This window comes from Gilvimarinus xylanilyticus (assembly GCF_024195295.1).
Taxonomy (GTDB): Bacteria; Pseudomonadota; Gammaproteobacteria; order Pseudomonadales; family Cellvibrionaceae; genus Gilvimarinus; species Gilvimarinus xylanilyticus.
Genome location: NZ_JAMFTH010000004.1, coordinates 283,194 through 300,932, shown reverse-complemented (window position 1 = coordinate 300,932; position 17,739 = coordinate 283,194). Strand labels below are relative to the sequence as shown.

Genomic DNA, 17,739 nt, shown 5'->3' with positions numbered 1-17,739 from the left:
TTCTGGTTTCCCGCATTCGCGGGAATGACTTCGCCGAAGGTATAACTCTTTAGCTGGTTTCCCGCCGCCGCGGGAACGACATTCTTTCGCTACTATGGTTATTCCGTGCCCCCGTCATTCCCACGAAAGAACGTCATTCCCGCGAATGCGGGAATCTTGCAAGAGAGAGTGGCTGAGCCATCACGTAGATGGAACCCAGACAAAGAGCGTGGCTTGCCGCAAGACGTCATTCCCCGAAAGACCGTCATTCCCGGCCCCACGTCATTCCGTGCCCCCGTCATTCCCGCGAATGCGGGAACCCAGACAAAGAGCGTGGCTACGCCGCCACATAGGCGCACCATTCCACATATTTGCATTCCTTTGTAAAACTTTGTAGCATCACGTTCATTGGTTGAACGGAAGCTGGCCATAGGCCTTTTGTACTTTCCTTTTTTACGGGGTTTTCGCCCCAGGTTGCCAGGATGCTAACCGACGAATACCGCTACAAAATCTTAAAGCTGCTGGAAGATAACGCCAGCATCACGCAGCGCGAGCTGGCTGGCCAATTGGATGTTAGCCTGGGCTGGGTGAATGCCTGCCTGAAACAAATGGGTGACGAGCAATTAATCCAGGCCCAGCGCTCTGCCGGGCAGCCCCAGTATGCCTATCAAATTACCCCCTGTGGTCAGCGCACCCGGCGTAGTATCGCGGTCAGCGTGCTAAGCACTAAAAAATCTGAACGCGCCGCGCTAGAGCGCGATATATCTGAACTTGAAGCTGAATTAAAGCAACGCGACACCTCCGCTCGGGGGGCGCTAAGAGCAAACTCATGACGCAAGAATCAATCAACACTCCCCCTAATACATTAGCTGGACTGGCGCCTATGGGCGGCTTGTCTGCTATGCAGCAGCTACTGGGCGAATTACAGGGCCACCTAACTCCCTTGGAGCAGGGCGAGCCTGAAGGCGAATCGCAGCCGGTGCTGTTGGTGTATCTGCCTCCTCAGCTGGCCATTGCTCAAGCGTTAGATGCCGGCACTACCCCCCAACAGGCGGCGGCCGACTGGTGCGCTAAGGCCCGGCAGGTTATTGAGCAGTATGTCGCCAACCCATTAAACAGCAGTACCGTTAGCGCCCCGGCTGCGCAGCAACAAGCCGAAAGTCTGGCCCACTGGCTAAATGAGCGCCACGGTCTACAGCTGCAGGCACCTGAACAGGTTCAGCCAGCAAACAACGATTACACGCCACTGGCCGGAGTAACCGCCGCCCTACTCAGCGCTACCCATCCGGATATTCTGGCGCTGCTGCCCGAGCTACAAGCCATAAGCTTGCCGTTGGAGTGGGCCGCGCCACAAGTAGAGGATTTATACTTAAAAGCTTACGAGCAAACAATCAGCGGTGGAGATGCGCTAGAGCAACTGCGCGCCGAAAACAGTCAATTGCAGAGTCGTTGTGAAGAGCTTCAGGCGACAGAGCAGACCGATCAGGCACTTGAGCCATTACAAAAACAACTCGCGGACGCCCAAGACGAAAATAAACTGCTATTAGACCAGTTGTTTACCGTGCAAGAGCAGCTGGAAACCTACTACCTGCAAAACCAAACGGCTGACAAGCAATTGGCCGAGGCAAAACAGGCCCACGATCAGCAGCTGCAACAATCGCAAAGCGCTAATACCAAATTGCAAACCGATTTAAACGCCGCACAGAAAGAGCTAAAAGCGCAACAGGCAGAGCTAGCCAAGGCGGGTGACTCGCAGTCAGCTCAGCTTAAGCAGTCTCAAAGCGTCAATGCCAAGTTGCAGGCCGACCTGAAGGCGGTGAAAGAGCAAATCAAAACTTTACAGACGGAGCGCGATACCGAGCAGAAAGCCCTCAGCGAACAGTTAAAAACCGCCCAGTCCAACCTGGATAAAGCCGAACAAGCTCTGGCGCCCCTGCAAACCCAGCTGAGCGATACAAAAGACGAAAACAAACTAATCTTAGACCAGCTGTTTTTAGTACAAGAACAGTTGGAAGAGTACTACCTAAAAAACAAAGCCTTAGAAAAAGAGCAAACTGACACGGCTAAGCAGCATAAAAAAGCTCTGGACGACGCCCAAAAACAGCACAACAAAGCCCTGGCGGATGCCACTAAAAGACACGACAAAGCGCTGCAAAAAGCTCAGCAAGACGCAGCCAAGCAGGCCGAAAAACTGCAGAAAAAAATTGATGAGCTAGAAGCTAAGTTAACCACTGCCCGCAAAGCTAAAGACCACGCCACCAGCGATTTAAAATCCCTGTTGGCGCAAAGCAAAAAGCTTACCCCCAAGCATTCGCCCATGCATTCGGTGCTGGCACCTGCGCGGATGGTGGCAAAACAGTTCTCGCCCAAGCACCGCCAGCTTAAAAAAGACGTAGACCTAGTTAAAAGCTCCGAACTGTTTGACGGCGACTGGTACTTGCAACAAAACCCCGACGTGGTGTTCACCGGCGCAGAGCCCGCCGCCCACTATGTACTGCACGGCGGGTTCGAGGGGCGCAACCCCAGCCCCCAGTTTGACAGCCAATGGTATCTGGGCCGTTACCCGGATGTTGCCACTAACCACTTTAACCCCCTTGTGCATTACTTAAAGTACGGTCAGGCCGAGGGCCGTGCCTGCCACGCGAAGTAAGAGGCAAACCCAATGCAAATCGATGTACCGCAAAACACCGGCACTATTGTTCACATTGGTGCCGGCCAGGGCAGTGAACTGCCCACTTACCTAAGCAGCGCGGCCGAGCGCATTATTCTGGTCGAGCCTAACCCCCAGCTGGCCGAGCAACTACGCCAGCAAGCCGAAGGCGATAATCGGGTGACCGTTTTGGAGCAGGCCGTGGGCGGCGCCCGTGCAGGTAGCGAGCTTCACGTGTATAACCTGGCCCACACCGCCAGTTTGTATCCTTTGGATGGGCTAAAAAATCTATACCCCGGCCTGCGACTGGCCAATACCCACAGTGTGCAGCGCCAAACCCCAGCGCAACTGTTCAATCAGTTAAGTATTCAGGGCTACCACAATCTGCTGGTTGTGCAGGCCCCGGGCGCTGAGTCAGATATCTTAACCGCCCTGGCGCAAAGCAACCGCTTTGAAACCTTTGCGAATATTTATTTTCAAGCCACTAAGCCCGGCCTATATCAGTGCCCTAAGGTAAATGCCGCCGAAAAGCTGAAAACCCTGGGTTACCAGCTAACCGAGGGCATTGCCACCAGCACCGCGCAAAACCTATATGCCCAGCTAGACACCGGCATGCTAGCCCTAACACGTTTAACCGAGCAGCTAGACGAGGCCAAACAAAAGCACAAAAAAGAGCGCAGCGCTCATAAAAAAGTGCAAAAACAACTGACGGAATACAAAACCAATGCCAAGGCCACCAACGCCCGCTTGGCAGAGCTGGATAAAACCCTTACCGAAACCCAGGTGGCCCTGCAAAACGCCACCCAGGCCGAGGTTGGTCTGCAACAGCAGCTAAGCAGCAAACAAGAACAGCTGCAGCAGCAACAAGACGATTTGCAAGCCACGCAACAGCAGCTGGCCGAACAAACCAGCGCAGCGCAAGCACACAAGCAGGCCCTGGCTAGTTTGCAAGCGGATTACGAACAGCAGTTGGGGCAGGCCAGCCAAAACGCCCAAAGCGACTTAAAGGCTGCCCAGCAGCAGCTCCAAAAATCCACGGAGCAAGCAGTCCAAGCCGAACAGCAAAATCAGCAACTAATACAGCAACAACAAAAAAGCCAGCAGCAGCTGCAGCAACACCAAAAACAAATAGGCGAGCTAAAGCAGCAGCTAGAACAAGCCAATAGCCAAAACAAAGTTCTACAAGAAAAACTACAACCGCTGCAGCAAAAGACGCAGCAAACCGAGCAACTGGAAAAGCAGTTGGCCGAGCAAAAGAAAAGCGCTCAGGCAGCTTCAGAAAAGCTGGAGCAGCAGAAAAAGCAAGCCGAACAACTGCAGCAAACAGTTAACGAAAAGCAGGCGGCGGCAGAAGACTTACAAAAGCGGTTTGAGAATCAAAAAAATCGTGCCGACCAGGCTGAAAAGCAACTGGCTGAACATAAAGAGCAGTTGCAAGTAAAAAGCCAGAACCTGGAAAAAGCCAGTACTACGCTCAAACAAACCCAAAACGACTTGGCCGATAAAAAACAAACGCTGGCAGAGCTGCAACAAAAGCTAGAGGGCGCACAAAAACGTGCGAATAATCAACAAGCCAGGGCTGACAGTGCCGAGCAAAAATTAAATGAACAGCAAGAGCAGGCCGCGCAAAACTTGAAAGCAGAGCAAGACGCGCACGCTCAAACCAAGCAAGACTTGGCACGAGCACAAGAGCAAGCCGCGCAGCTTACTGAACGCTTAAATAGCCAAGAGGGGCAGCAGGGCAGCGTTGCCGAGCTACAAAAGCGAATGGAGTACCTATTCGGCCAGCAGCGTTTACAGCTAGAGCAAGCCGCCAATGCCTTGGGCCACCATGTGACCGATACCGTAACCACCACTGCGCAAGAGTTAGAGGCCGGCATCCAGCTTCAGCAACAGCTGGGGGGCGACAGCCGCGCGCTGGAGTTTAATGGCGAGCGTTTATCCTCTGCCTTTGCTGTGGCCTTAACTAATCAGCTTAAATCCAAACCCTATGACTTGGTGCTGCAGCTGGGCGCAGGCCCTGCCACACTGCTGTTGGCCAATAGCTTAAGTGCCGCTACCCAAAAGCGGTTATCGGGTACTGCGAAAGACAGTGCCGAGTATATAGAGCCGTCTGATTCTGACTTGCCCAAACGTATAATCACTTTTGAGCACCAAAAAAAGGTATGCACCCAGCTAAAGAAAACGTTAACCGCCCAGGGGCATAGCGCCGCCGTTGAGGTTAAGTTCGCACCGTTAATAGAGGTCAATGACCAAGGCGAGCTTTACTACGACTTGCAAGATAGCCTAAAGCGCATTCCGCAAATACTAAACGCCGAGACCGCAAAGCTATTGGTGGTGATCACGCCACCGGCTGATGGCGGGCCTAACCCTCAAGCGGCATTGTCGCAATTATTGCAATCTTTGGCGGCTTTCTCGCTGGATGTGGTAATGCCCTGCAATCAGGCGGACACCGAATTAAATGATGCGTGGTCGGCAATATTAAACGACCGCGCCTTGGAATATCGCCGCCATACCGATAACAGCACAAGTTGGGCTTTAGAGGTAAATGCAGAATGACAAATCACACAGCGCCCGATCAGCCGTTAAGTTTTAGTTTTGGGGCTACCGATAAAACGGTAGGCAGTGCTAAGCAGCTAGAAGCTAACAGTAATAACGCAACACTGCAGCAACAGCTGGAAGAAAAAAAACAGCAGTTAATTAAGCAGGGGGTAGAAATTAGCGAACTAAAGCTTGAAAACTACCGCCTGAAGCAAGAGCTGGCTGATACCCAAGCTCGCCAAGCAGCGGTAGAGCAGCACCTAGAAAGGGCCGAAGCGCAAATGGCGCTTATCGAGCAGCTATTAGACGAAGACAAAACTGAAGGAAACTTAAGTGAGTAAAGTGTTTTTAGTCACCGGCGGGGCCGGTTTTATTGGCAGTGCCGTTGTGCGCGAGCTGATTCAGAATGCCGACCATACCGTGGTTAATGTCGATAAGTTAACTTATGCGGGCAATTTGGAATCACTGGCTGAGGTGGAGCACAACCCCCGCTACCACTTTGTACAAGCCGATATTTCCGATGGAGCTGCTATGCAGCAGGTTTTTAACCAATTCAAACCCGATGTGGTGATGCACCTGGCGGCCGAAAGTCACGTGGACCGTTCAATCGACGGCCCCATGGAGTTTGTTCAAACCAATATTGTCGGCACTTACACGTTGTTGGAGGCCGCACGGTCTTATTGGCAGGGGTTAAGAGAACCTGAAGCGAAAAGTTTTCGGTTTCATCACATATCCACTGACGAGGTGTATGGTGATCTTGAGGGCACGGATGATCTGTTTACCGAAGCCACTCCATATGCTCCCAGTAGCCCCTACAGTGCCAGCAAGGCCAGCTCGGACCACTTGGTTCGCGCCTGGCAGCGTACTTATGGCTTGCCCACGTTAATTACCAATTGCAGTAACAATTACGGTCCCTATCACTTTCCCGAAAAGCTGATACCGTTAATGATTTTAAACGCCCTGGCGGCTAAACGATTACCTGTGTACGGCAATGGTCAGCAAATTCGCGATTGGTTGTATGTGGAAGATCATGCCCGTGCGCTCATAACCGTGGCTACCAAAGGTGAAGTGGGTGAAACCTACAATATCGGTGGCCATAACGAGAAAGCCAACCTTGAGGTTGTACAAACTATTTGCGACCTTTTGCAAGAACTGGTGCCCCAGTCCACCAGTTACCGCGAACTAATCACTTTTGTGACCGATCGCCCAGGCCATGACCACCGCTACGCGATTGACGCGAGCAAAATCGAAAAAGACCTGGGCTGGACACCTGCAGAGACTTTTGAAACCGGATTGCGTAAAACCGTCCAGTGGTACCTGGCTAACGAAGCTTGGTGGAAAAAGGTACAAGACGGCAGCTACCGAGGGGAGCGTTTAGGCGTGGCTGCCGCTAAAGTGGGAGAGATGTAAAAGTGAACTATAAAGCATTAGCAATACCCGACGTAAAACTGCTTACCCCTAAAGTGTTCGGCGACGAACGCGGCTTTTTCATGGAAAGCTTTCGTCAAAGTGAATTTGAGCGAGAGTGTGGTGCATATCAATTCGTGCAGGATAATCATTCAAGTTCCGCTCAGGGTATTTTGCGTGGTATGCATTATCAGTACCAAAAGCCACAGGGAAAGTTAGTCCGGGTAACTCGGGGTGAGGTTTTCGATGTGGCTGTGGATATGCGCCAAAGTTCTCCTACGTTCGGGCAGTGGGTGGGGGCTTATTTAAGCGAAGCTAATAAGCAAATGCTGTGGGTGCCGCCGGGCTTTGCTCATGGATTTTATGTAACCAGTGAAATGGCGGAGTTTCAGTATAAGTGCACCGATTACTACAACCCTGGTGATGAATACTCGCTACGGTGGGATGACCCTACCGTGGGTATAGAATGGCCCGCAGGGGCCAATCCTACGCTTTCCGCGAAAGATGCCGAAGGCTTGTTGTTTAACGACGCCCCTAAATTTTCCTAGCCACGAATGTGCTGAATGCTATGACAATATTACTGTTGGGCCAAACGGGCCAAGTTGGTTTCGAGCTAAAGCGTGTATTCGCACCCCTGGGGGAAATAAACGCCCCAACCCGAGCAGAGCTAAACCTGGAAAGCGCCGAGGCTGTAGACGCCCACTTGTGCGAGTTAAAGCCAGCCTTAATACTAAATGCCGCAGCATACACCGCTGTTGATAAAGCCGAAAGCGAACAAGCTTTAGCTGCCCGAATTAATGCGGAGCTTCCCAGTCAATTAGCAAACTATGCGGCCCAGTCTGGTGCAATGCTAATCCACTATTCGTCTGACTATGTATACCCAGGCGTTGGCAGTGCGGCTTATAGCGAAACGGCTGAAACTGGTCCCTTAGGCGTTTATGGCGCGACTAAGCTGAGTGGCGACAGTGCCATTGTTGCCAGCGGTTGCAAGCACTACATATTCCGTACCAGCTGGGTTTACAGCGCCCGTGGCCACAACTTTATGAAAACCATGATTCGCCTAGGCAAAGAAAAGGCACAGCTGAACGTCGTGTCAGACCAAACAGGCGCACCCACCCCGGCGCGACTTATTGCGCAAGTCTCGTTACTGGCGTATGAAAAGAGGATAGAGTCGGGTATTTATCATCTGGCACCCAGCGGTTCTACCAGTTGGCAAGGTTTTGCCCAAGCCATTTTTACCGGGTGTTTGATGCACGGCAAAAAGCTAGCGATAACGCCCGAGGCTGTTCACCCCATAGCCACGGCAGATTACCCCACACCGGCTAAGCGTCCGCTAAACTCGCGCTTAAACCTAACAAAACTGGAGTCAGCCCTAGGTATACAGCTACCCGACTGGAAGTCCCAACTAGAACAAACGCTAGAGGAATATCTGGATTATAACGGTTAACCCCAAAAGAAAACCGTTTTTCCCAAAAGGAGGGAATCGGAGCGGTTAGTAAAATCGTCAATCCCTGCCACGACAGCGAATCCAGAAATATGAAAGGGTTTAGTAGCAACGTCATTCCCTGCCACGACAGGGAACCTAGGCAGACGAAGAGACAAATTAGCACTAATGTCATTCTTTACCACGATAGGGAACCCAAACAGGAGACAGGCGGTTTATCATTATCGTCATTCCCTACCACGATAGGGAATCCAGGCAGGTGAAAAGACAAATTAGCATTACCGTCATTCCCTGCCACGACAGGGAATCCAGAAATAGGAAAGGGTTTAGTAGTAACGTCATTCCCTGCCACGACAGGGAATCCAGAAAAAGAGCCCGCTTTAGCGGAGCAAACAACGCAACAAAGTAACCAAACATCAAAGGAAAGCTAAATGAAAGGCATCGTACTGGCAGGCGGCAGCGGAACCCGCCTACACCCCATCACTCTGGGAACATCAAAGCAATTATTGCCAGTGTACGACAAACCGATGATTTACTACCCCATATCAGTTCTAATGCTGGCGGGTGTTCGCGATATATTAATCATCAGTACCCCTGACGATTTGCCTCAATATCAAAAATTATTGGGTACGGGCGAGCAGTTTGGCGTTACCTTTAGCTATAAAGTCCAACCCAGCCCGGACGGCCTGGCCCAAGCTTTCATTATCGGCGAAGAATTTATTGGCAATGACAGCGTCTGCTTGGTGTTGGGCGACAACATTTTTCACGGTCAGCACTTTACCAATCAACTTAAAAATGCCGCAAGTAAAGGAAAAGGTGCAACTGTCTTTGGCTATTGGGTTAATGACCCTGAGCGATTTGGCGTAGTGGAGTTTGATGAAAATGGTAAAGCCATTAGCATTGAAGAAAAGCCAGAGAAACCAAAATCCCACTACGCGGTGACTGGCTTATACTTCTATGACAACGATGTTGTTGATATTGCGAAGTCGGTTAAGCCCTCAGTCCGAGGTGAGTTGGAAATTACTTCTATTAACAATGCATATTTAGAACGAGGCGACTTAAGTGTGGAGCGCTTGGGGAGGGGGTTTGCGTGGTTGGATACCGGGACTCACGATAGTCTACTTGAGGCAGCGCAGTATGTGCAAACCATTGAGCATAGGCAGGGTTTGAAGGTGGCTTGCCTTCAAGAAATTGCATGGAGGAATCAATGGATTACATCCGTGGATTTAGAGGCTCAGGCACTTCTATACAGAAAAACTCAGTATGGTAAGTATTTGAAGCACTTGATTGGTGATGTTGATTAATTTCAAGTGATTACGATTCGCTAATGGGTGACAAAAAACTTTATGGATAACGTAAAAAAATCTTTAGGCCGAGCTAACTCCGCTTTTAGGAAGAGGAATTACTCCAATGCATTTGATGGCTATGTCAAATGCATTGCCAGTCTTGGGGCTAATAATGTAGTCGCAGAACAAGCAGCGTTTAATTTGCGGTTAATTCCTAGTTTTATTAGGCGGGATGTTTTAAAGCCAATCAGTGTTATTGAGAGTGACAAAGACCTTGCCTCGGGATGGGTTGCCTTGCGTGAGTTTGAAAAGAGCGCCTCCTTTGTGACGCAACTTCGAGACTTGGTCGTCTCTCAGCCCGCTGCAATCGTTAACTTAGAAAGCGCTGGTCGATCTTCTCTAATATTTGGTTTGCTTCACCATGTATGTTGGGGGAGCGTAATTCAGGTTGCAGGTGAGAAGACGAAAGTTCCAGTTGACTTTCCTTTTCTAGAATGTGGAAGAATTCAGCCTATCAGAAGTAGATCAGCTGCAGTGTTTAACACGCATGATCTATGGCTGGATGTTTCAGATGATACCCTTAATAGGTTCCAGCTCTACTTTGAGAGGGTGTCGGGACTTAGGCGGTCGTTATGCGACATTTTTTTTCGTCGTACAAGCCTGATTGACAATGCACGGTTTTTATCAAGGAAGGAGTTTCAGAGGTTAGGTCAAATCAAAGAAAAACTTGACGGAGGCAAAGTAAAGCTTCCGGAATGCGGTGAAATAAAGGTAAGCTTTCGAAAAGAGTCCTTTTCTAAAGGCAGGTATAGGGGCTGGCTGGCAATGCCTACAATAAAAGAGTTGAAGAGTGTAAAGGCACACCTTTTAATTGATGGCGAAGTGGTCAGGACAACGAATGTGACCAACAATCGGCCGGATGTCCAAAGAGCCTTAAATATTCCGGCCGGTGAGTTGCTATTAAGCGTTCCTAAGCAATTTTTTGATGGTGACGAACATAGGTTGGAAGTAAGGTTGTCTACCGATTCTGTCAGTAGAGTTATCGGCATTGAGCGGTTTAAGGAGAAGTCGGCTTGGGTAAAACGTGCAGAGCACGCGAAGACGCTAGGAAAGAGAGTTGTCTTATTCGCTTCCCATAATTTTAAAGTTCAGGGTGCTCAGACAAGTCTTTATCAGACAGTAGTTGGCTTGGCGAGGTCGGCTAGGCTATATCCCGTCGTTTTTTCACCTACTGACGGCCCAATGAGAGAGGCTTACGAAGAACAGGGTATTTCGGTGATCGTTCAAAGCTACCCTCGGGTGCGTGGCTCATCAGAGGAGTCTTGGCTAAGCGAGCTAGATTATCTTATAGCCTCCATGGGGGCGCTATCTCCTGATGTAATTGTAGCGAACACCTTGCAGTCTTTTCATTCTGCGATTGTTGGTTTGGCCCTTGACATTCCGACTATCTTAATCCCTCGGGAGAGCGAGGATCCGACAACTTACTTTTCCTACTTGCCCGACTATATTAGAGGATATGCTGACTCATTGGTAGCCCGTGTTGATCGATCAGTTTTTGTCGCTCGCGCAACAAAGAATCTTTGGGGATTTGCAGACTCTGGCAATCAAACTGTTATCTACAATGGGCTTGAAGCGTCTGAGCTTGAAAGAAAACTTGGTGGAGTTACGCGCGATACTGCACGAGTAATGATGGGGATATCGAGTAACGAAAGAGTAGTACTGAGTGTTGGCACTGTTTGCGAAAGGAAAGGGCAGCTGGATTTAGTGCGCGCGTTACCCAGCCTCTATGAAAGGCTGGATGAGGTGCCCCGTGTGTTTATCGTCGGCATGAATGATAATGAGTATTCTAGACTGGTTTACGATGAAATGTTGAATCTTCCGGTGGCGTTGCAAGGTAAAATTCATTTGTTGCCCCAGACAGAGGATACGAATGACCCACTGGTTCAACTGCTGTACCTTGCTTCCGACACCTTCGTAATGTCATCTGTTCACGAAAGCTATCCTAGGGTAGTTCTTGAGGCGCTATATTTTTCTCTTCCAGTAGTGGCAACTCCCTGCTTTGGAGTCGTTGAGCAAATTACAGAAGGTGAAAGTGGTGTTTTTTACGAAGCTGGTAATGAAGAGGAGCTGGCAACAAAGCTTTATGGTGTAATAGGCAGTCTCCAGCGTTTAAGCGCTTATAGGAAATGCGCTTACAAACAGTTTGAGGCCCTAACCAGTTATGAAGAAATGGTCTCAGAGTATAGAGAGCTAATTCTTGAATTAATGGAGAAGTAGAAAATGTTGTCAATTTTGACGGTATCCAGAAGCTTAGAGAACCTTGACAAGCTAATTATCTCTATTCCAAAAGCGTTTCCCAAGGGGGATTACGAGGTGATCTGTTCCTGGAATGGTGAATCGCTGCCGCCAATTGGTCGATATGACAGCCAAAATATTCTTTTTGAATCAATCAAGCCATACAACTTTTCAAAAAACAACAATGAAATTGCCGAGATGGCGAGCTACGATACGCTGCTTTTCATTAACGATGATATCGAGTTAGATCAACATTGCATCGATAGGGCATTGACTGTTTTTCAACAGCGTGATGTTGGTGTTGTGGGGGCGAACTTAAGGTACCCGGACGGAAATATTCAGCATGCGGGAATGTTCATCAACGATGAGTTAATGCCTTATCATTATTTGAAAAACAAGGCGTCATACAGAGATCCCAGGGTTGCGTATGATATGGATGTGCCTGCGGTTACAGGCGCGTTTGTGATAATCGACCGAGAAGAGTTTTTAGCGGTCAGGTTCGATGAGCAGTGTGAAGTGGCAGCACAGGATGTTATCTTGTGCCTTGAGTATAGAGAAGCGTTCCAGAAGAAAGTGATGTACTGCCATAACGCGACTGCCATTCACTATGAGAACAAAACTAGAAAGCTGTTCGACCAAAAAGTGACGCCGCCAAACGATATTAAACGAATGAAGGATGTAATTACGAGAATGTTTTCAAAGGAACAGGTGGTTTTGCCAAATTCGGATGACGTAAAGCTAAGAGTGGTTACCGAGAAGCCCGGCTGGATAATGCACAGAAAAGGGGAAGAGATTGTAAAGCGTTTAAAGAACGCAAAGATAAATGAGGATTACCACGACGCTAATGTTCATTATTACATTAACTACGGCTACTTCAATAAACGCCCTAAGTCTGGCGTTGTGGTGGCAAACTTTACTCATTTTGACGAAGCTCTTCATGCAGATAAGTGGATTTCCGTGGCTCGGGAAGTTGATCACTGTATCGCCGTTTCAGAAGAGGCTGCGGAGAACCTTAGAAGGTTTGATATACCCGAAGAGAAAATAACCGTTATTAAAGTGGGAGCCGACGCATCCTTCAAACCACGAATGACCTTAGGGATAGTCGGAAGAGTGTATAAAGGGGGAAGGAAAGGCGAGCACTTAGTGCATCAATTGAATAACGACCCCGAGGTGATGAAGGGTGTTAAAATCGTCGCCACTAATGATTCATGGGGCGTCCCCGTATGGGACTTTGATGATTTTTCGGATTTCTATCAAGCGGTTGACTATCTCCTTGTCCCCTCGCTAATTGAGGGTGGTCCCGTCCCCTTTATGGAGGCTCTGGCTTCGGGAACGATGGCAATTGCTCCACCTATAGGGGTTATTCCTGAGTTTCCTCATATAGAATATAGAACGGGTGACTATGAGTCTCTGAAAAAAGCGATTATTTCAACGAGAGATAATTATTTAGCCCAGAAAGGACGTTTGTCCAGCTACATGATGAGTCATAACTGGAGTACATGGGCCAATCAGCACGTAATGCTGTTTAAACACCTTTTAACGAGAAATTGTTGATTCACTAGAAGAGGCTTTAGTCTTGGATAAGAAAATTGTTTTTATATTTGGCTGTCAGAGATCGGGAACTACGGCTCTACTTAAATCTCTTGGTGGCTTGGGTTCTGTTAAAGCGTTTCCAGAAGCTCGATCTACTCTTTGTTCAAAAGATGTACGTCAAGGCTTAAAGCTGAACCCTTTAGATGAGGTTGAAGATAAAGTACGGAGTGTTTCTGAGGACACTGTTATCATAAAACCTCTAGTTCAGAGTCATTATGCCGCCGACATAATGGACTTTTTTGCTGGCTCATCGTCTGCCATCTGGATGTTTCGCAACTACGCTGATGTGGTTGCCTCAATGTTGGTTAAGTGGCCAGGCATTGATAAAAATAGCCACTTGCTCCCGCTTTTTAAGAATAATAAAACTAGTAATATGGGGTTTCGGGATGCATACCCCGCCGAAGTTGTTGAAAAGGCAGAAATTCTTTACGAGTCTAACCCTACTAAAGAAGAAGTCTGTGGTATGTTCTGGTACGCGAGAAATAGTCTTTATTTTAAACAGAGACTTTCAGAGCGTAAGCGGGTGTTTTTGGTAGGGTATGACCAGTTTATTAGCCAGCCCCCTGTTTCCGAACGCTTGCTCAAAAATGTTGGTATAAAAATTCGTGAAGGCTTTGTTAGCGAAAACTTTAATTCAAACTCTTTTGGAAAAGGGGAGCAAGTCAAAAACAGGATTAGACAGTCGATCAAAGAAGATTTGGATTCAATGTATCAGAGGTTGGTGTCTGAGTCAGATATGAACCATGCATGACACGGGGGGGGGGAGATGAAAATTGAAGATGCATTAAAAGTAAGAAAAAGCAATGTATATAGGGACTGGAGCGGCAAGGAATCGAATCTACAATAAGGCGGCTCAAATAAATCCTGAGGTAACATTGCAGGACTTTAATGACGTATCAGGTGTTTTTTGCATAGGATCTTGTCTTGCGAGAGAGATTGAAGATGCTCTTGATGCTAAAGGTGCTAATTGTAGTGGCATAGTTAATTTGGCCACCTAATTAGAGGTGATATGATCACTTCTTAGACACATAGGTGACCAATGAGTAAACGAACAAGACCAACTTTTAGCCCCGAGTTTATACTGGAATCGGCCCAGCTGGTAGTCGATCAAGGTCGGACAGTTAAAGAAGCTGCTGAAGCGATGGGAGTCGGGCTATCTACAATGGACAAATGGTTGAGACAGCTGCGCCTGGAGCGTGAAGGCGTCAAGCCTGCTGCCACACCCTTGACGCCAGATCAGCGCCGGATACGAGAACTTGAACGTCAAATTCAGCGCATAGAGGAATAAAAAGATACGTGGTTTCAAGTAATAACTGCAATTTAGTTACGCGGCGAGCAAGTCATATCGCCGCCCCATAAATAGCTCGTTCGGCGAACAGCCGCCACGCGTCTCCCTTGGCCTGTTGTTCAGACGATCCATCACAAACTGAACCTGCTCGTCCGTCACTTCTGTAAAGTCTGTTCCCTTTGGGAAATACTGGCGGATGAGCCCATTGGTGTTCTCGTTAATGGCACGCTCCCACGACGCATAGGGATGTGCAAAATAGACGCTTGCCTCCAGCCCCTTTGAGATAGCCTCGTGTTCTGCAAACTCAAGCCCATTGTCAAACGTGATCGTCTTGACGTGATCTTTGAGGTGCGCCATATGCTCAATGGCCGCCTCGGCGAGAAGATCGGCTCTTTTGCCTGTTAGAAGAACAATGACCGTATACAGCGTCTTGCGCTCAACCATCGTCAATAAGGCGCCTTTGCGATTCTTGCCGATGATGGTGTCGCCTTCCCAGTCACCCACACGGTTTCCCCGATCGACGACGCTTGGGCGCTGTTCAATACTCACGCGGTTTTTAATCGTTCCTCGCCGATCATTTTTGCCGTAACGCTTACGGTAAGGCTTTGAGGCGATCCGAAGGGTAATCCCCCCGGAAATTAACAGGAGCCAAAAGTAGAGTTTTCTCGTATCATTTGCGCAGGAGATTCTGCATGAAAAAATCGAAGTACTCAGATAGCCAGATCATGGCCATTCTTAAGCAAGCTGAGGCTGGAACCCCGGTCCCAGAGCTGTGTCGCGAGCACGGCATGAGCTCTGCCACCTTCTACAAGTGGCGCAGCAAGTACGGTGGAATGGACGCTTCTATGATGGCGAGGCTCAAGGAGCTTGAGGAGGAGAACCGGCGTTTAAAGAAGATGTACGCCGAAGAGCGCTTGAAGGCCGAGATTGTTCAGGAAGCGCTTCAAAAAAAGTGGTAAAGCCATCTCGACTCAAGGAGGTGGCGCAGGATGCGGTTAAGCACAAAGATGCCAGTATACGTGTGGCTTGTGCGGCCGTTGGTATCAGTGAGACCTGCTACCGCTATCAGCCCAAACTCAGCAGCGAAAACGCCGAGATTGCCGATTGGTTGATCCGGTTAACCCATAATCAACGCAACTGGGGTTTTGGGCTCTGTTATCTTTACCTGAGGAACGTCAAAGGCTATGGCTGGAACCACAAGCGTGTTTACCGGATATACAAGGCGTTGGAACTTAATCTGCGCATCAAGCCGAAGAAGCGGCTTGTGAGAGAGAAACCGGAAGCGTTATCGGTGCCCGAGGCTGTGAACGACTGCTGGTCAATGGACTTTATGCACGACCAGCTTGAAGATGGTCGAAGTTACCGGCTATTCAATGTGATTGATGACTTTAATCGTGAAGGCTTGGCGATCGAAGTGGACTTTTCCTTACCAGCAGCGCGGGTAATACGCGCCTTGGATCAGATCATTGAATGGCGCGGCAAGCCCAAGCAGCTACGTTGTGACAACGGTCCCGAGTACATTAGCGATCTATTGGCGACTTGGGCGGAAAACCGTGGTGTTAAGTTGGAGTTTATCCAGCCCGGCAACCCACAGCAGAATGCTTATATCGAACGCTACAACCGCACAGTTCGCTATGACTGGCTGGGGCAATACCTCTTCAGTTGCATCGAAGAGGTTCAGCAACACGCTACCAACTGGTTGTGGACTTATAACAACGAAAGGCCGAACATGGCCTTGGGTGGCATAACGCCAATACAAAAACTGGCGTTAGCCGCATAGCCTTCTACTTTTAGCTTCGGTTGAAAATGGGGGGATTACCTTTATGGATTCTTACGTGGATAAAATAGAAATATTGAGTGATGGGGCGGAGATCGACAACCACTAAAAAGTGAATTTTTCTACACTCAAGATTGCAAAAGGCGTCCAGAAATGGAGTTACTTCAAGTGCGATTTGGTTGTTATAATACATGCCATATCTCATAAAAATCTCAAACAACCTTTTATGCCTTATCATTTGAATGGGAGTAACCTCCCATATAGAGTTAGCGAAACATCAAAAACATTTACTTTGCTAGGTTGATCACATTGTTATTCGACGCTATTTATTGAGGTTTTTAGAAAATGGGTATACTAGTTACAGGATCGGCCGGTTTCATTGGATATAGTTTGGCGCTGTCACTTTTAAAATCCGGACATGATGTGGTTGGGCTAGACAACCACAATGATTATTACGATACACAGCTTAAAGAAGACCGCCTCAACAGGCTGGCTGAATTTTCGGGCTATAAGCATGTGCGAGGGGACTTCTCTGACGCTTCTACTTTGACCTCACTTTTTGAACAGTATGATATTGATCGCGTAGTTCACCTTGGTGCGCAGGCGGGGGTGCGCTACTCAATTGACAACCCCTCTGTATACGCACAAAGTAACTTAGTGGGAATGTTGAATGTTTTGGAGTCCTGTAGGCATTTCCAAGTTTCACATTTGATTTACGCATCATCCAGTTCTGTTTATGGCATGAACGGTAAAATGCCCTTCAGCACTGAGGACCGTGTGGATCACCCTGTGTCCCTTTATGCCGCAACCAAAAAATCTAATGAGTTGATGGCCCATAGCTACAGCCACCTGTATGGTTTACCCACAACAGGACTCAGGTTTTTTACGGTTTATGGCCCTTGGGGAAGACCGGACATGGCTCCCTTTCTTTTCCTGAAAGCAATTATTGAAGGGCGCCCGATAAAAGTATTCAATAACGGCCAGATGAAGCGCGATTTTACCTACATCGATGATATTGTTGAGGGAGTTATTAGGTTGCTTGATAAGCCTCCTAGAACAAATCCCAAGTGGTCAAACGCACCGTCTTCAGAGAGTTTTGCACCTTACAAAGTATACAATATAGGCAATAATGAGCCTGTCGAACTCATGACATTTATTTCGGCGCTGGAGAGCGCGGTTGGCAAGGAAGCAATTAAAGAATTTTTGCCGATGCAAAAGGGCGATGTTCCAACAACATTTGCAGATATTGAAGATTTACGCGATGCTGTTGGGTTTGCTCCGGATACTAGGCTGTCGGAAGGTTTGCAAAAGTTCGCGGATTGGTATGTCGATTATTATAAAATCAAACTATAAAAATATGTGTTCAGATGTGATTGATAAATGAGTTTTACTGTTTTCGGTCTAAGTCGAGCCAGGTGGCTTAAACTGCTACGAGCTACTTGAGTGGCGTGCAACGTGCCTCAGCAGGTACCTTTGAGT

At 48.4% G+C, this 17,739-nt stretch carries 13 protein-coding genes and 2 pseudogenes; 14 read left to right on the top strand and 1 reads right to left on the bottom strand.

All coding sequences use genetic code 11. From position 1 onward, the window contains the following. The first annotated feature begins 461 nt into the window (after positions 1–461). The 12 genes and pseudogenes from M6D89_RS13390 to M6D89_RS13335 form a co-directional block, all read left to right on the top strand. A complete protein-coding gene (locus M6D89_RS13390) occupies positions 462–812 on the top strand; it encodes a winged helix-turn-helix transcriptional regulator (RefSeq protein ID WP_253968585.1) in 351 nt (116 codons plus the stop codon). Beyond that, positions 809–2,629, top strand: a complete 1,821-nt coding sequence (locus tag M6D89_RS13385) for a coiled-coil domain-containing protein (protein WP_253968584.1) — start codon at positions 809–811, stop codon at positions 2,627–2,629. The genes M6D89_RS13390 and M6D89_RS13385 overlap by 4 nt, the downstream gene beginning before the upstream one ends. Before the next feature lie 12 nt (positions 2,630–2,641). Further along, complete coding sequence (locus M6D89_RS13380) at positions 2,642–5,188, top strand: hypothetical protein (RefSeq protein ID WP_253968583.1); 2,547 nt, start codon at positions 2,642–2,644, stop codon at positions 5,186–5,188. Then, complete coding sequence (locus M6D89_RS13375) at positions 5,185–5,511, top strand: hypothetical protein (protein ID WP_253968582.1); 327 nt, start codon at positions 5,185–5,187, stop codon at positions 5,509–5,511. Before M6D89_RS13380 ends, M6D89_RS13375 begins: the two co-directional genes overlap by 4 nt. Beyond that, positions 5,504–6,580, top strand: coding sequence for a dTDP-glucose 4,6-dehydratase (gene rfbB, locus M6D89_RS13370; RefSeq protein WP_336297554.1), 1,077 nt, complete (start codon positions 5,504–5,506; stop codon positions 6,578–6,580). Before M6D89_RS13375 ends, rfbB begins: the two co-directional genes overlap by 8 nt. Positions 6,581–6,582: 2 nt before the next feature. Next, positions 6,583–7,125, top strand: coding sequence for a dTDP-4-dehydrorhamnose 3,5-epimerase (rfbC, locus tag M6D89_RS13365; RefSeq protein WP_253968581.1), 543 nt, complete (start codon positions 6,583–6,585; stop codon positions 7,123–7,125). A 20-nt stretch (positions 7,126–7,145) separates the two neighbouring features. Then, positions 7,146–8,024 (top strand): dTDP-4-dehydrorhamnose reductase, encoded by an 879-nt coding sequence (gene rfbD, locus M6D89_RS13360; RefSeq protein ID WP_253968580.1) that lies wholly within the window; start codon positions 7,146–7,148, stop codon positions 8,022–8,024. 428 nt (positions 8,025–8,452) lie between these two features. Beyond that, a complete protein-coding gene (rfbA, locus tag M6D89_RS13355) occupies positions 8,453–9,325 on the top strand; it encodes a glucose-1-phosphate thymidylyltransferase RfbA (RefSeq protein ID WP_253968579.1) in 873 nt (290 codons plus the stop codon). A gap of 42 nt (positions 9,326–9,367) precedes the next feature. Then, complete coding sequence (locus tag M6D89_RS13350; protein WP_253968578.1) at positions 9,368–11,584, top strand: glycosyltransferase family 4 protein; 2,217 nt, start codon at positions 9,368–9,370, stop codon at positions 11,582–11,584. Between the two features lie 3 nt (positions 11,585–11,587). Next, positions 11,588–13,156 carry a glycosyltransferase gene (locus M6D89_RS13345; protein WP_253968577.1) on the top strand — a complete coding sequence of 523 codons (1,569 nt, stop codon included), beginning with the start codon at positions 11,588–11,590 and terminating at the stop codon, positions 13,154–13,156. Between the two features lie 22 nt (positions 13,157–13,178). Further along, a complete protein-coding gene (locus tag M6D89_RS13340; protein ID WP_253968576.1) occupies positions 13,179–13,946 on the top strand; it encodes a sulfotransferase domain-containing protein in 768 nt (255 codons plus the stop codon). Positions 13,947–14,234: 288 nt separating this feature from the next. Then, a pseudogene (locus M6D89_RS13335) lies at positions 14,235–14,480 on the top strand (transposase); the annotation flags it as partial. A 39-nt stretch (positions 14,481–14,519) separates the two neighbouring features. Here the strand turns inward: M6D89_RS13335 and M6D89_RS13330 are convergent. After that, positions 14,520–15,104 (bottom strand): annotated as a pseudogene (locus M6D89_RS13330) (IS30 family transposase); the annotation flags it as partial. 71 nt (positions 15,105–15,175) lie between these two features. Between M6D89_RS13330 and M6D89_RS13325 the strand changes: the two are divergent. Both M6D89_RS13325 and M6D89_RS13320 read left to right on the top strand, forming a co-directional pair. Then, a protein-coding gene (locus tag M6D89_RS13325; protein WP_253968575.1) for an IS3 family transposase occupies positions 15,176–16,263 on the top strand; the annotation gives its coding sequence in 2 pieces (ribosomal slippage) (positions 15,176–15,428 and positions 15,428–16,263; 1,089 coding nt in all). A gap of 342 nt (positions 16,264–16,605) precedes the next feature. Next, positions 16,606–17,613 (top strand): NAD-dependent epimerase, encoded by a 1,008-nt coding sequence (locus M6D89_RS13320; RefSeq protein WP_253968574.1) that lies wholly within the window; start codon positions 16,606–16,608, stop codon positions 17,611–17,613. Positions 17,614–17,739: the final 126 nt, after the last annotated feature.

Bases quoted from the DNA above. Each gene is read 5' to 3' on its own strand.
- M6D89_RS13390 (WP_253968585.1), top strand. From the start codon at position 462: ATGCTAACCGACGAATACCGCTACAAAATCTTAAAGCTGCTGGAAGAT.
- M6D89_RS13385 (WP_253968584.1), top strand. From the start codon at position 809: ATGACGCAAGAATCAATCAACACTCCCCCTAATACATTAGCTGGACTG.
- M6D89_RS13380 (WP_253968583.1), top strand. From the start codon at position 2,642: ATGCAAATCGATGTACCGCAAAACACCGGCACTATTGTTCACATTGGT.
- M6D89_RS13375 (WP_253968582.1), top strand. From the start codon at position 5,185: ATGACAAATCACACAGCGCCCGATCAGCCGTTAAGTTTTAGTTTTGGG.
- rfbD (WP_253968580.1), top strand. From the start codon at position 7,146: ATGACAATATTACTGTTGGGCCAAACGGGCCAAGTTGGTTTCGAGCTA.
- rfbA (WP_253968579.1), top strand. From the start codon at position 8,453: ATGAAAGGCATCGTACTGGCAGGCGGCAGCGGAACCCGCCTACACCCC.
- M6D89_RS13350 (WP_253968578.1), top strand. From the start codon at position 9,368: ATGGATAACGTAAAAAAATCTTTAGGCCGAGCTAACTCCGCTTTTAGG.
- M6D89_RS13345 (WP_253968577.1), top strand. From the start codon at position 11,588: ATGTTGTCAATTTTGACGGTATCCAGAAGCTTAGAGAACCTTGACAAG.
- M6D89_RS13320 (WP_253968574.1), top strand. From the start codon at position 16,606: ATGGGTATACTAGTTACAGGATCGGCCGGTTTCATTGGATATAGTTTG.